Source organism: Nocardia sp. NPDC003183 (assembly GCF_053590715.1).
In genome coordinates this window covers 89,624-103,135 of record NZ_JBSFTG010000005.1, presented here as the reverse complement: position 1 = coordinate 103,135, position 13,512 = coordinate 89,624, and the positions used below count along the sequence as shown (strand labels likewise).

The following is a 13,512-nucleotide window of genomic DNA, read 5'->3' as shown; positions in this document are numbered from 1 at the left end:
AGCTGACGGTAGAGGAGTGGTTCCATGGCGATCACCGGTAGGAATCTTGCGAGGTGGCTGCGTCCCGGTGCTGTTGTCGCGGTGATCGCGGCACTGCTGGCGACCATGTATCTGGGATACATCGTCGACCCGGAGAAGAACATGCACGACTTCCCGATCGGACTGGTCAACCTCGATGTCGGCGACACCGTCGGAGGTGAGCAGGTCAACGTCGGCGATCAGATCGCCGCCTCGATGGTTCAGCAGATCCCCGCCGACAAGGTCGCGCTGCGTGAGATGGGCCTGCCGGAGCTGCATCGGGCCATGCTCAACGGCGAGATCTACGGGGCGATCGTCATCCCGAGTGACTTCACCAAGCGTGTGTCGATCCTGGGCGCGGCCGGTGTCGTGCCCGGCGATGTCGATTGGCCCGTCATCACCGTCGAATCGAATCCGGCGGCGGGTGCCTACGCCACGCAGATCATGCTGCGCATCACCACTCAGGCGACGGACGCGGCGAACAAAGCGGTAGGCGCGCAACTGCTCGAGCGGGTGCAGAACCAGCTCCAGCCGACATCGGACGCACCCGCTACCCAGCTCTCCGGCGTGAGCCGGCTCGCCATGGCCGAGCCCGTCTCGGTGGTGGTCGTGCCCTTCCGTGAGCTCCCCGACGGCGCCGGTGGGGGACTGTCGGCGTTCTTCTACACCCTGCTGTTGCTGCTGGCCGGGTTCACCGGCGCGATGATCATCCACGCGATGGTGGACTCGGCACTGGGCTTCGCGCCGACCGAATACGGGCCCTGGTACGTCCACTACCCGGCGACGCCGATCTCGCGCGTGCGGACGCTGCTGCTCAAATGGGGCATTCTGGTGGTCGTCGCGCCGGTGGTGTCCGGGATCTACCTGGCCGTCGCGACGATGCTGGGGATGTCGATCGAGCGTGCTCCGATGCTGTTCCTCTACGGCGTGCTCGCGATCGTGGCGGTCGGGATCACCGCGCTGTCCATCCTGGCGATCTTCGGTGCGGCCGGGATGCTCGTGAATCTCATCGTGTTCATCGTCCTCGGCCTGCCCTCCGCGGGCGGAACCGTGCCGATCGAGGCGACGCCGCGGGCCATGGCGTGGCTGTCGACCTTCGAACCGATGCACCAGATCTTCATCGCGGTGCGGGCGATCCTCTACTACGACGCCCGGGCGAGTTCGGGCCTGGCGCACGGCGTGGGGATGGCCCTGCTCGGCCTGCTGATCGGACTGGTCATCGGCCTGGCCGCGACGATCTTCTACGACCGGAAGGGGCTGGAACGCCGGGCTGTCCCGGCGGCCGGAAAGCAGTGATTTCCGCGCGGACCGGCGCCGACCAGGACGTGGTGGGCGCCGGTCCCGCGATCAGAAGGCGGCCTCGTCGAGATCCATGATGGCGGGGTCGATATCCGCGATCACGGCACGGTCGGCACCGAGCCGGGGCAGCACGGTTCGGAGGAAGAAGGACGCCACCGCGATCTTGCCCGCGTAGAAGTCACGGTCCGATCCGGCGGACGGGAGTGCGGCCGAGGCGATTTCCGCGGCTACCAGCAGTCGCCACCCGATCAGCAGATCGCCGACCGCCAGCAGGAAACGGACCGATTCGAGCCCGACCTTGTACAGCTCCCGACTGTCGTTCGCGGCCGCGAGCAGGTGCTGGGTCAAGGTGGCGGTCATGGCCTGCACGTCGTCGAGCGCGGTCAGCAGAATTGCGCGTTCGGCCTTGAACTCGGGGGTGCCGGATTCGGGCTGGGCGGTCGCCCGGACCTGGTCGGCGATATGGGCCAGGGCCACGCCGCGGTCGCGGGCGATCTTGCGGAAGAAGAAGTCCTGCGCCTGGATGGCGGTGGTGCCCTCGTAGAGGGAGTCGATCTTGGCGTCGCGGATGTACTGCTCGATCGGGTAGTCCTGCAGGAAGCCGGAGCCGCCGAAGGTCTGCAGCGAATCGGTCAGGTACTGGTAAGCGCGCTCGGAGCCGACACCTTTGACGATCGGCAGCAGCAGATCGTTGACCCGCGCGGCCAGCTCGGCGTCCGCGCCCGAGACATGCTGGGCGACTGCGGGATCCTGGTGGGCGGCGGTGTAGAGATAGATCGCGCGCAGGCCCTCCGCGTAGGCCTTCTGCATCATCAGCGAGCGCCGAACATCCGGGTGGTGGCTGATGGTCACCTTCGGTGCGGTCTTGTCGGCGATCTGGGTCAGGTCGGTGCCCTGGACGCGAGTCTTGGCGTATTCCAGCGCGTTCAGGTAACCGGTCGACAGGGTCGCGATGGCCTTGGTGCCGACCATCATGCGCGCTTCCTCGATGACCTGGAACATCTGGGCGATGCCGTTGTGGACGTCGCCGACGAGCCAGCCCTTGGCGGGCACGCCGTGGCCGCCGAAGGTGAGCTCGCAGGTGGCCGAGGCCTTGAGTCCCATCTTGTGCTCGACATTGGTGACGAACACACCGTTGCGATCACCGAGTTCGCCGGTCTCGGAGTCGAAGTGGAACTTCGGCACCAGGAAAAGGCTCAACCCTTTGGTGCCGGGGCCGGCGCCTTCGGGGCGGGCCAGGACCTGGTGGATGATGTTGTCGGACAGATCGTCGGCATCGGCCGCGGTGATGAACCTCTTGACGCCCTCGATATGCCAGGAGCCGTCCTCCTGCTGGACCGCCTTGGTGCGGCCCGCGCCGACGTCGGAGCCCGCGTCGGGCTCCGTCAGAACCATGGTCGCGCCCCAGCTCTTCTCGACGGCGATCCTGGCCCAGCGGCGCTGGTCCTCGGTGCCGATGCGGTCGACGATATCGGACATACCGGGCCCGGTCAGGTACATGTACGCCGCCGGCTGGGCGCCCAGAATGAGCTCGCTGATCGCCCAGGCGAGCATGCGAGGCGCCGGAATACCGCCGATGGCCTCGGATTTCGCGATGCGCCACCATTCGCCGTCCTGCCACGCCCGTACCGAGCGCTTGAACGCCTCCGGTAGTCGCACGGTGTGGGTCGCGGGGTCGAATTGAGGTGGGTTGCGGTCGGTGTCGGCGAACGACGCGGCGGCGGGACCCTCGGCGATCCGCGCTGCTTCGACCAGCATCGTGCGCACGGTGTCGCCGTCGAGGTCGCTGAACGCGCCGCTGCCCAGCACGTCCGCCAGGCCGAAGACCTCGAGCAGATTGAACTCGAGGTCTCGGACATTGCTCTTGTAGTGGCCCACGGCCGAGTCCCTTCGACAGGCCGGTCGAGACGACCGGGAGTGAGGTGGAATGCGCGAATCCGATGCGCGCCGTGGGCCATTGTGGGTACGCGCCGAAGCGCTACGCAACCGTAAGTTATTTTCGGCTAAGTAGATTCAATCTGAGAGCCGCTGGTACCAGATCATGAGATCGTCGTTCTCGCACTAAGTTGACCACCGCTAAGCTGATGAGCGAGTCAGTCGTGCAGCGCGATCCGGTCACCGATGGCGATCAACGCGCCCGCGAGATTCCGGTGGCCGAGGGCGCGCGGGTTGCGCACGGCGTCGATCACGACGGTGCCGATCGCCTGGACGAGGATGCGGGCCTGCGGGAGTGGCAGTTCGGCGTGGGCCGTCTGCAACAGCCGGGCCCAGTTCAGGATGCCGTCGCGATGGATCCGGCGGTAGCGCGTGGCCTGCGGTTCCGGTAGGTGTCCGACCTCGCTGACGGTGGTACCGAGCAGGTCCGGCTGCTGGAGCGCGAATCCCACGAACGATTCCATCAGCAGATGTACCGCCTCGCGGGCGTCGCGGCCCTCGGCCAGTGCGCGGGAGGTGTAGAGGCCGATCCACTGCTCGTTGCGCACGATGATCTCGTTGAGCAGGTCGGCCTTGCTCGCGAAGTGGTGATACAGCGCGGGTCCGCTCACGCCGACGGCGGCGCCGATGTCTTCGATGCCCACCGCGGCATAGCCTCGCGTGTTGAACAGGCGCGCCGCCGCGCCGATGAGGCGCTCGGGCCGGGTGATTCGTTCGAACTCGGGGGACAGCGGTGGCGCCGGACGCGACGTGCGGGGCGAGGTCCCGCCCGGAGGCAATTCGGTGGCGAGGAGTCGCAGAATCGCGGCGTCGAGCACCGAGGTGAATGTCGTCGGCGGCAACTGCTGGCGGTGGTACGACGGGCTGACCGCCACCGAGAGAACGCACCAGCTCAGCAGCTCGACATCATGGTCGGATAGCTCTGGGCGCCGCGCGCGCACCGCCCGGCGCAGGTAGCCGGTCAATCGAACCGCCCGGATCAACACCGAAGAGCGGTGCGCGGCGGTGAGGTTGCGGAACTCGAGCTGCCACAGCCTCGGCAGCCCGCGCAGCTCGAGCGCGATGGCGACGAGTTCCTCGAAGACCCGATGCCCGCTCGCGTCCTGGACCGCGGCGGCCTCCAGCCGGGACACCGTCGCGTCCATGCCGGACATCAGGCAGTGGCCGAGCAACTCCTGCTTGTTGCGGAAATGGCGGTACAGCGCCGCCGAGGAGATCCCGACGGCGGTGGCGATCTCGGCCATGGACGTGCCGTGGTAGCCCGCCCGGGCGAAGGCGTCGGCGGCCGCGGTGAGGATCGTGGCGCGGCGGTCGCGTGGACGTCGGCGAATCGCGTGGCCGCCCGGGGTGCTGGTGCTCATCGTCTCCCAGTCTGGCGTACCGGGGCTGTGCCGTCGGGGGTGGCCACCGCATGGCCTCGTCGTCCGATGGCGGGCACGACCGGCCCCAGTGGGTGAACTCACAGTCAAATGAATGTGTTGATCAAATATGATCAAAATATCAATGTTGCGATCATTGATGGGAGTGCTGTCCGGTGTTCGTGTCACAGCGCGGCGACAAGCGCGGGAAGTGAGAAGTAGTGCCTGACAGTGGTGTTCAGCCGCTTCACGATGAGCCGTTCGACGACGCGCCGCAGGGTGGGAAGGGGATCGAATCCGCGCGGGCGCCGGTTGTCGTGAGGATTCTGCTCGGGGCGTTCCGGTGGTATCACCGCCACGAAGTAGGGGGCGTGCTCGAACCGGCATCGGGGCCGGCGTTGTTCGTGGCCAACCACGGCTTCGGCGGTGTCTTCGATCTGAATGTCCTGGCCGCGCGATCGGCCTATGTCCGCATCGGGGATCCGCGACGGGCGGTCGTCCTGACGCATCACATGGCCTGGGCGATGGGGCTCGGCCCGTTGCTCGCCAAGATGGGGGCCGAGCCCGCGACCGGTGATAACGCCCTGGCGGCCCTCGCGCGTGGCGAGCATGTCCTCGTGTTTCCCGGGGGTGATGTCGACGCGTTCAAGTCGTGGGGCGATCGCAACCGGATCATCTTCGACGGGCGGACCGGCTTCGCGCGGCTGGCGATCCAGGCGGGGGTGCCGATCGTTCCGGTGGTCACCTCGGGGGCGGGAGAGTCGCTGATCTGCCTGTCCGATGGTCGTGCGCTGGCGCGATTGCTTCGCCTCGACAAGGCGCTGCGGCTCAAGCGGCTCCCGATCACGCTGTCGTTGCCGTGGGGGCTCACCGTCGGAATCGCGGGGTTGTTCCCCTACATCCCGCTGCCGACCAAGGTTCGGACCGCGGTGCTGCCTGCGATGCGGCCGGAGGGTGGGGAGTCGCCGGGGGAGTTCGCCGAGCGGGTGCGTCGGGTGATGCAGGACGAGATGGATCGCCAGACCGCGAACCGTGTCCTGCTGCTCGGATGAGAACCGGTCAAACCACCAGTTCTGAGTATTTCATCAGAAACACTTGACGTGGATTCGATCGGAGGTGATGATATTATCAACTTCACTGGGAGGTACATCGTGACAAGCATCGACAAGGGAGTCGACACCGGGCGCACGGTCCAGGTCGGCAACCGCGAGATCTACTTCACCGAGTTCGGATCAGGACCCGCGGTCGTGCTGCTGCACGGCGGCGGCCCCGGCGCGACCGGGCTGTCGAACTACTCGCGCAATATCGAGGCGCTGGCGCAGCACTTCCGGGTGCTCGTGCTCGACATGCCGGGCTACGGACGGTCGTCGAAGTACGTCGACCAGTCCGATCCCTTCGGCGACCTGGCGCGTGTGCTCGGCGAGTTCCTCGACGCCTTGCAGATCGACTCGGCGCACCTGATCGGCAACTCCTACGGCGGGGCTGCGGCGCTGCGGTTGGCGATGGACCGTCCCGACAAGGTCGGCCGCCTGATCCTGATGGGCCCCGGCGGCGTCGGTTCCACGCGTGCCCTGCCGACCAAGGGTCTGCAGGAGCTCCTCGCGTACTACCCCGGCAGTGGCCCGAGCCGCGAGAAGATCATCCGCTTCATCCGTGAGTTCCTGGTGTACGACGGTGCGACGGTGCCGGACGAAGTGATCGAGGAGCGCTACCGGGCCAGCATCGACCCCGAGGTCGTCGCCAACCCGCCGCTGCGCCGGCCCTCGGGCCTGTTCGCCCTGCGCACGCTCTGGCGGATGGACTTCACCCGGGATTCGCGCCTGAGCGAGGTGGCGCACCCCACGCTGGTGGTGTGGGGCGAGGACGACAAGGTCAACCGGCCGTCCGGGGGCAGGATGCTCGCCGAGACCATGCCCAACTGCGACCTGTACCTGGTCGCGCGCACCGGGCACTGGGCGCAGTGGGAGCGGGCCGAACTGTTCAACACCCTCGCGATCGCGTACCTGAAGGCCGAGCGATGAGCGGCCTCGTACCCGGCGACGGGTCGGTCTTCGGGGCGGTGCACCTGGGCTACGTCGTCGTGGAGTCGGCGCGGCTGGGCGAGTGGCGTCGCTTCGGCGCCGACGCGATCGGCATGCACGCCGACGACGTCGACAGCTCCACGGTGCGGTTCCGCCTCGACGAGCACGCGTGCCGTTTCCTGGTGGAGCAGGGTCCGCAGGAGGACGTGACGGCCGTCGGCTGGCAGGTCGACGATCACGAAACCTTCGACCGGATCATCGCGCGGGTGTCCGATCGTGGCGTGCCGATCGCCGAAGGCAGTGCCGAGGACGCGGCCCGTCGTGGCGTGGAGCGTCTGTGGCGGTTCGCCGGCCCCAAGGGGATCCGGCAGGAGATCTTCACCGTCCCGGTGACCACGCCCGAGCCGCTGCGCATGCTCAGCTCCGGGTGGGTGACCGGCGAAGCCGGCATGGGACATGTCGCGATCGTGTCGAGGGAACCGGAATCACTGCGGGGCTACTACGAGACGGTCTTCGACTCCCGGCTCAGCGACTACATCGACGAGAACGTCTCCGGCCTCAAGCTCAAGATCCGGTTCCTGCGGGTCAACGAGCGGCACCACTCGATCGCGATCGCCAACATCCGCGGAGTGAAGATCGACCCGATCCGAACCCGGGTGCAGCACATCAACATTCAGTCCGGCTCGCTCGACGACGTGCTGGCCGCCTACGGGCGGGTCACCGATCTCGGCTTCCGGATGGCCTGGTCGGTCGGCCAGCACACCAATGATCGGGAGCTGTCCTTCTACTGCGTCACCCCGTCCGGATTCGAACTCGAGGTCGGCTGGAATCCGATCGTGTTCGGCCCGGAACGCGAATCGACGTGGGAGCCGACCACCTACCAGGGCATCAGTATCTGGGGTCACACGCCGGTCGGCGAGACCGTGCTGGACAAGTTCACGCAGTTCCGGCAGGTCGTTCGGACCCTGCGAACCCCCGAGATCACTGTTCCCCAACTCACCGGAGGCATGGCGCGATGACATCGTTCGACTACGACGTGGTAGTCGTCGGACTGGGGCCCACCGGGCTGACCCTGGCGAACCTGCTAGGCCGTCGCGGCGTGCGGGTCCTGGTACTCGAGCGCGAACCGGAGTTCTACGGCTTGGCGCGGGCGGTGTACACCGACGACGAAGGCATGCGGATCTTCCAGACCGCCGGTGTCGCCGACGAAGCCTCGGCGCAGATGAACCTCGACTGCACCGTGCAGTGGGTGCGCCGCGACGGCTCGGTGCTCGCCCAGTTCAACCAGGTCTCGCGCCCGCTGGGCTGGCCGGTGGCCAACTTCCTGTACCAGCCCTACCTGGAGAACACGCTCGAGAACGCCCTCGAGCGCTACCCGCACGTGACGGTTCGGCGCGGCCGGGAGGTCCTCGGTTTCGATCAGGACGCCGACGGTGTGCTCGTGCGGCATGCCGAATGCCAGGGGACCGGGTACGGCAAACACGCCGCCGACACCGATGCGGCCACCTCGGAAGAGGTACGGGCGAAGTTCCTCGTCGGCTGCGATGGCGGCCGCAGCGTGGTCCGCACGCAGCTGGGTATCGATATGACCGGTACGAGCTACCCCGAACGCTGGCTCGTGGTCGATCTGCTCGCCAACGACGGTGTCGACGCGTTCCGGCATCTGCCGTACTTCAACTTCGTCTGTGATCCCGAGCTGCCGACGGTGTCGTGTCCGCAGCCTGGTGGGCATCACCGTTTCGAGTTCATGCTCAACGATGAGCAGAGCAAAGAGGAGATGGAGGACCCCGACCAGGTCCGCAGTCTCATCGCCCGCTACGTCGATCCCGACGAAGTGACGGTGCTGCGCAAACTAGTCTACACCTTCAACGCCGTGGTCGCCGACCAGTGGCGTGAGGGACGCGTCCTGCTCGCCGGCGACGCCGCGCACATGACGCCCCAGTTCATCGGCCAGGGCATGAACGCCGGTGTCCGCGACGCCGACAACCTGTCCTGGAAGCTCGGCGCCATCATCCAGCACCGTGCGAGTCTCGATCTCCTCGACACCTACGAGACCGAGCGGCGGCCCCACGCCAAGGCGATGATCGATCTGTCGGTGCTGAACAAGAGCCTCGTCTCGATCGACAACAAGCTCGCCGCGGGTGCCCGCGATATCGCCCTGGCCACCGCGCTGAAGGTCCCCGGACTCAACACCTGGATCCGGGAGGCGAAGATGAAGCCGTCCCCGCGGTTCAAGCGCGGTGCCTACTTCGGGCTCCCGCGCAAGTTGACGCGCGGCGTCGAGGGCACGCTGGCACCGCAGCCGGAGATCCGCACCTTCGACGGCCGCCACCAGCGCCTCGACGACGCGCTCGGCCTCGGCTTCGCCGTCGTCGGCTACGGTGTCGATCCGCGTGCGGGACTCAGTGTCGCCCAGCGCAATGCCTTGCAGATACTCGGCACGCAGTTCGTCACCGTGTACGCGACCGGTGGCCGTCCGCAGGGCGAGCCGGGCGACGCCCGGGTCGCCGCCACCGACTACGCCGACGTCGAGGATTACACCGGGGACATGGCCCGGTGGTTCGCCAAAGCCGGTGTCGCCCAGGGCGGCACGGTCCTGCTCCGCCCGGACCGATACGTGTTCGGGATCAGCGCGAAATCCGACGCGAGCGAGCTGGTCACCGCGCTCCTGGCCCGCCTCGCCGTCACGCCCGCGATGTTGACCGCGAACCACAGCCCCCTGCGCGTCGTGGCGTCCGCCGCGCCGAGCCCCCTGGAGGAAGCCCGATGACCACGACCACCAGCGAACTGCCCGCCGTCCTCGCCGCCGCCGAGCGACTGGCGACCGCGACGCAGCTGGGCGTGCCCGTGGCCGCGGTGCGTGACCTGATCGGCGCCGACGACGTGGACCTGGCCTACGCGGTGCAGAGGCTGGGCACTCGCCGACGGATCGACGAGGGCGCCCGCGTCGTCGGGCACAAGATCGGCTTGACCTCCACGGCGGTGCAACGTCAGCTCGGTGTCGACCAGCCCGACTTCGGCGTGCTCTTCGGCGACATGGATGCGGGCACGACGCCGCTGTCGCGGCGGCCGAGGCTGCTGCAGCCCAAGATCGAGGCCGAGCTGGCCTTCGTCCTCGGCGCCGACCTGACCGGTGACGACCTCGATCCCATCTCGGTGCGCGGCGCCATCGACTACGCCGCACCCGCACTCGAGATCGTGGACAGCCGAATCGCCGGCTGGGACATCACCTTCGGCGACACCGTGGCCGACAACGCCTCGAGCGGCTGGTTCGTGCTGGGCGAACAGCGGCTCTCCCTCGATGACTTCGAACCGCGTGAGATCACGATGGCCATGCGCATCGATGGCGAGATCGTCTCGCGCGGAAAAGGCGTGGACTGCCTCGGCGACCCACTGCTGGCGCTGGCCTGGCTCGCGCGCACCGCTCAGGCGCTGGGAGATCCGCTGCGCGCGGGCGAGATCGTGCTCTCCGGCGCGCTGGGGCCGATGGCGCCGCTGGTGCCCGGCGCGCGGGTCCACGCCGAACTGACTCAGCGTTCGGGGCCGCTCGGCACCGTCGACTTCACCCTGGAGGAACAGCGATGAGCCGCACCAAAGTCGCCGTCATCGGATCGGGCAATATCGGCACCGATCTGATGATCAAAGTCTTGCGCCTGTCCGACACACTCGAGATGGCCGCTATGGTCGGCATCGACCCGGATTCCGACGGGCTCGCCCGCGCCGGCCGGTTGGGTGTGCAGATCACCTCCGATGGTGTCGAGGGTCTGATCGGGCTACCGGATTTCGATGACATCGAGATCGTTTTCGACGCCACCTCGGCGGGCGCGCACAAGGCCAACGCCGCCGCCCTCGCCCCCTTCGGCAAACGCCTGATCGATCTGACTCCCGCCGCGATCGGCCCGTTCGTCGTTCCGGCGGTGAACCTCGATGAGCATGTGGCGGCCGACAACGTCAATATGGTCACCTGCGGTGGTCAGGCGACGATTCCGGTGGTCGCGGCTATCGCCCGGGTCACCGCGGTGCCCTACGCCGAGATCGTCGCCTCGATCGCGTCGAAATCCGCGGGCCCCGGCACCCGAGCCAATATCGACGAGTTCACCGAGACCACCTCGACCGCGATCGCCGCGGTGGGCGGCGCCCAGCGCGGACGCGCGATCATCGTGCTCAACCCCGCGGAACCGCCGCTGATCATGCGCGACACCGTGTTCGCGCTCATCGACACCGCCGACGCCGAGGTCCACACGCGGATCAAGGAGTCGATCCTGGCCATGGTGGCCGACGTCGCCGCGTATGTGCCGGGCTACCGGTTGAAGCAGGGCGTGCAGATCACGCCCGTCGAAGCCGGAGCTCCGCTGCGCACCCTGGTCGGCGACACTCCGGTCACCCACCAGGTCAGCGTGTTCCTCGAGGTCGAGGGCGCCGCGCACTACCTGCCCGCCTATGCCGGGAATCTCGACATCATGACCTCGGCAGCCGTGCGCGTCGCGGAACGGATCGCGGCATCCACGAAGGAGAGTGTCCGATGAGCGCCGAAATCTTCCTGCAGGACGTCACCCTGCGCGATGGGATGCACGCACTGCGGCACCGCATCGATCCCGCCGGGGTGGCCCGGATCGCCGCCGCGCTCGATGCCGCGGGCGTGGACGCGATCGAGGTCGCCCACGGTGACGGGCTGCACGGCGGCAGCCTCAACTACGGGCCGGGCAGCCACACCGACTGGGAATGGCTCGAAGCCGCCGCGGGCGCGGTGCGGTTCGCCCGGCTGACGACCCTGCTGCTGCCCGGCATCGGCACCATCGAGGACCTGCGTCGCGCGTTCGATCTCGGCGTGCGCTCGGTCCGGGTGGCCACCCACTGCACCGAGGCGGACATCTCCGCCCAGCACATCGCCTGCGCGCGCGAACTCGGCATGGACGTGTCCGGTTTCTTGATGATGAGCCATATGAACAGCCCGGAGGGTTTGGCCGACCAGGCGAAACTCATGGAATCCTATGGCGCGCACTGCGTGTACGTCACCGATTCCGGCGGGCGCCTCACCATGGACGGTGTTCGTGAACGCGTGCGCGCCTACCGCGGCGTGCTCACGCCCGACACCGAAATCGGTATCCACGCCCACCAGAACCTCTCGCTGTCCGTGGCGAACAGTGTCGTCGCGGTGGAGGAGGGCGTGACCCGGGTGGACGCATCCCTGGCCGGACTGGGCGCCGGGGCGGGCAACACTCCGCTCGAAGCGTTCGTCGCGGTCGCCGACCTGACCGGCTGGGAACACGGCGCGAACCTCGATCAGCTGACCGATGCGGCCGACGACCTGGTCCGGCCGCTGATGGATCGGCCCGTCCAGGTCGACCGCGAAACGCTGACGCTCGGCTACGCGGGTGTCTACTCGAGCTTCCTGCGCCACGCGGAGAACGCCTCGGCCACCTACGGCGTGGACGTGCGCACGCTGCTCACCGTCGCCGGTCGGCGAGGGCTTGTCGGCGGACAGGAAGACATGATCGCCGATATCGCGCTCGACCTGGTCGGTGATCACTGAGACTTCCGGCTCGCGCGGACCGGAAGGTGACGCGGTCCCGGCCTTTGTCACAGGAGGCCGGGACCGCCGTCCCCACGAGTCGGAACACGGGTGTGCCACGACCGCCGCTGATGTCAGGCGGTACGGCGGCCAGACCGTCGCGACGCGCAAGGCGCGACGACGGCGTCAGTTCCTCGACGCGGCCACCCGCGTCTGCGCGGAGCGCGGCTGTTTCGGCTGCTCGCTCAGCGATATCTGTGCGTCGGCGTCGCTGTCGAAGCGGCAGTTCTACGAGGAATTCCACACTCTCGACGAGGTGCTCGTCGCGGCCTATGCCCGGATCCAGGACAGGGCGGCCGTCGCGGTGGCACGCGCGCTCGCCGACCAGACCGGACCCGTCGAACCGGTCGTCGCACTGCGCGCCGCCCTGATCGCCTATTTCGCCGCGATCGAGAGTGAGCCGTACGGCGCGAGGTTCGCCCTGCTCGAGGTGAGCGGCGTCGGTGAACTCGCACAGCAGCAGTGCCGGGCGCACGCCCACCGATGGGCGGGACACGTCCGGAGTTTCCTGGCGGCGAGAGGTTCACGTCCGGCCGACGACACCGTCGGGCTGCTGACCGCGACGGTCAACGCTGTCGCGCGCGAAGGCCTGTCGTGCGTCCCCGAGCTGCCGCCGTCGAGCCTGATCGAGCTCCTGACGAACATGGCGATGCTGGTTGTTACCCGAGGGGCTTCGGCAGATCACGGGGCAGCGGATTCGTAGCCAGCCTCTCGGCGGCCTCCTTGGACATCCCGAACATGCGCAGCACCCGGCTGGTCACCTGATCGGTCAGCTCCCCGGCATCGGCGTCGGGCGTGCGATCCAGTAGCTGGAGCAGCCCGAGCAGCGCCCCACCAGCAGCCATCATGGCCATCTCGATATCCATCGGGTCGAACCTGCCCGCCTGCTGCGCGGCCGCGATATCGCGGCGCGCACGGGGAGCGAGGCCCTCGTCGCGAACGAGGATCGATGTGCCCGAGTGCAGGATCACGCGGACGCCTTCGGGAAAGTCGCGCTGCATGCGGCCCGTCATCCGGAAACTCACCGCGAACACCTCCGCCGGATCCTCGTATGCCGCGACCACGCCATCGCGCAGCACGCCGTAGGTGTTCAGCACCGCGCGGACGGCTTCCTCGAACAGCTCGTCCTTCGAGGAGAAATGGTTGTAGAACGACCCGAATCCGACATCGGCGGCATCGGTGATCTCCTGGATGCTGACCGCGGTCCGCCCCTCGGCCAGCAGTGCGGTCGCCGCGGCCAGCAGCGCGTTGCGCGTGCGTGCCCGTCGCCGGTCCACCCGATTCCGTGTAATGGGTTCGGCTGTCATCG

12 protein-coding genes are annotated in these 13,512 nt (G+C 67.9%); 9 read left to right on the top strand and 3 right to left on the bottom strand.

The window, feature by feature from the left end:
- Positions 1–24: 24 nt before the first annotated feature.
- Positions 25–1,314, top strand: coding sequence for a YhgE/Pip domain-containing protein (locus tag ACWDXS_RS18765; RefSeq protein ID WP_449967199.1), 1,290 nt, complete (start codon positions 25–27; stop codon positions 1,312–1,314).
- Between the two features lie 51 nt (positions 1,315–1,365).
- On the opposite strand, the gene ACWDXS_RS18760 is transcribed toward ACWDXS_RS18765, so the two are convergent.
- Positions 1,366–3,195 (bottom strand): acyl-CoA dehydrogenase, encoded by a 1,830-nt coding sequence (locus ACWDXS_RS18760; RefSeq protein WP_449967196.1) that lies wholly within the window; start codon positions 3,193–3,195, stop codon positions 1,366–1,368.
- Positions 3,196–3,410: 215 nt separating this feature from the next.
- On the bottom strand, positions 3,411–4,613 hold the full coding sequence (locus ACWDXS_RS18755; protein WP_387442626.1) for a TetR/AcrR family transcriptional regulator: 1,203 nt from the start codon (positions 4,611–4,613) through the stop codon (positions 3,411–3,413).
- Between the two features lie 314 nt (positions 4,614–4,927).
- On the opposite strand from ACWDXS_RS18755, the gene ACWDXS_RS18750 reads away from it, so the two are divergent.
- The 8 genes from ACWDXS_RS18750 (at position 4,928) to ACWDXS_RS18715 (ending at position 12,906) form a co-directional block, all read left to right on the top strand.
- On the top strand, positions 4,928–5,662 hold the full coding sequence (locus ACWDXS_RS18750; protein ID WP_449967193.1) for a lysophospholipid acyltransferase family protein: 735 nt from the start codon (positions 4,928–4,930) through the stop codon (positions 5,660–5,662).
- 108 nt (positions 5,663–5,770) lie between these two features.
- Complete coding sequence (locus ACWDXS_RS18745; protein ID WP_378989127.1) at positions 5,771–6,631, top strand: alpha/beta fold hydrolase; 861 nt, start codon at positions 5,771–5,773, stop codon at positions 6,629–6,631.
- On the top strand, positions 6,628–7,650 hold the full coding sequence (locus ACWDXS_RS18740; RefSeq protein ID WP_378988780.1) for a VOC family protein: 1,023 nt from the start codon (positions 6,628–6,630) through the stop codon (positions 7,648–7,650). The genes ACWDXS_RS18745 and ACWDXS_RS18740 overlap by 4 nt, the downstream gene beginning before the upstream one ends.
- Entirely contained in the window at positions 7,647–9,401 is a 1,755-nt protein-coding gene (mhpA, locus tag ACWDXS_RS18735) for a bifunctional 3-(3-hydroxy-phenyl)propionate/3-hydroxycinnamic acid hydroxylase MhpA (RefSeq protein ID WP_449967190.1), read from the top strand. Before ACWDXS_RS18740 ends, mhpA begins: the two co-directional genes overlap by 4 nt.
- The gene (locus ACWDXS_RS18730; protein WP_449967188.1) at positions 9,398–10,216 is read left to right on the top strand and encodes a 2-keto-4-pentenoate hydratase; all 819 of its coding nucleotides are present in this window, start codon (positions 9,398–9,400) and stop codon (positions 10,214–10,216) included. The genes mhpA and ACWDXS_RS18730 overlap by 4 nt, the downstream gene beginning before the upstream one ends.
- Positions 10,213–11,157, top strand: coding sequence for an acetaldehyde dehydrogenase (acetylating) (locus tag ACWDXS_RS18725; protein ID WP_449967185.1), 945 nt, complete (start codon positions 10,213–10,215; stop codon positions 11,155–11,157). Before ACWDXS_RS18730 ends, ACWDXS_RS18725 begins: the two co-directional genes overlap by 4 nt.
- Complete coding sequence (gene dmpG, locus ACWDXS_RS18720) at positions 11,154–12,164, top strand: 4-hydroxy-2-oxovalerate aldolase (protein WP_449967182.1); 1,011 nt, start codon at positions 11,154–11,156, stop codon at positions 12,162–12,164. Before ACWDXS_RS18725 ends, dmpG begins: the two co-directional genes overlap by 4 nt.
- Positions 12,154–12,906, top strand: a complete 753-nt coding sequence (locus ACWDXS_RS18715; RefSeq protein ID WP_449967179.1) for a TetR/AcrR family transcriptional regulator — start codon at positions 12,154–12,156, stop codon at positions 12,904–12,906. Before dmpG ends, ACWDXS_RS18715 begins: the two co-directional genes overlap by 11 nt.
- Here the strand turns inward: ACWDXS_RS18715 and ACWDXS_RS18710 are convergent.
- A complete protein-coding gene (locus tag ACWDXS_RS18710; RefSeq protein ID WP_378871393.1) occupies positions 12,863–13,510 on the bottom strand; it encodes a TetR/AcrR family transcriptional regulator in 648 nt (215 codons plus the stop codon). The two genes, ACWDXS_RS18715 and ACWDXS_RS18710, sit on opposite strands and share 44 nt — an antisense overlap.
- Between the last annotated feature and the right edge of the window lie 2 nt (positions 13,511–13,512).

Coding starts and splice junctions, on each gene's coding strand:
- ACWDXS_RS18765 (WP_449967199.1), top strand. CDS start 25: ATGGCGATCACCGGTAGGAATCTTGCGAGGTGGCTGCGTCCCGGTGCT.
- ACWDXS_RS18755 (WP_387442626.1), bottom strand. CDS start 4,613: ATGAGCACCAGCACCCCGGGCGGCCACGCGATTCGCCGACGTCCACGC.
- ACWDXS_RS18740 (WP_378988780.1), top strand. CDS start 6,628: ATGAGCGGCCTCGTACCCGGCGACGGGTCGGTCTTCGGGGCGGTGCAC.
- mhpA (WP_449967190.1), top strand. CDS start 7,647: ATGACATCGTTCGACTACGACGTGGTAGTCGTCGGACTGGGGCCCACC.
- ACWDXS_RS18730 (WP_449967188.1), top strand. CDS start 9,398: ATGACCACGACCACCAGCGAACTGCCCGCCGTCCTCGCCGCCGCCGAG.
- ACWDXS_RS18725 (WP_449967185.1), top strand. CDS start 10,213: ATGAGCCGCACCAAAGTCGCCGTCATCGGATCGGGCAATATCGGCACC.
- dmpG (WP_449967182.1), top strand. CDS start 11,154: ATGAGCGCCGAAATCTTCCTGCAGGACGTCACCCTGCGCGATGGGATG.
- ACWDXS_RS18710 (WP_378871393.1), bottom strand. CDS start 13,510: ATGACAGCCGAACCCATTACACGGAATCGGGTGGACCGGCGACGGGCA.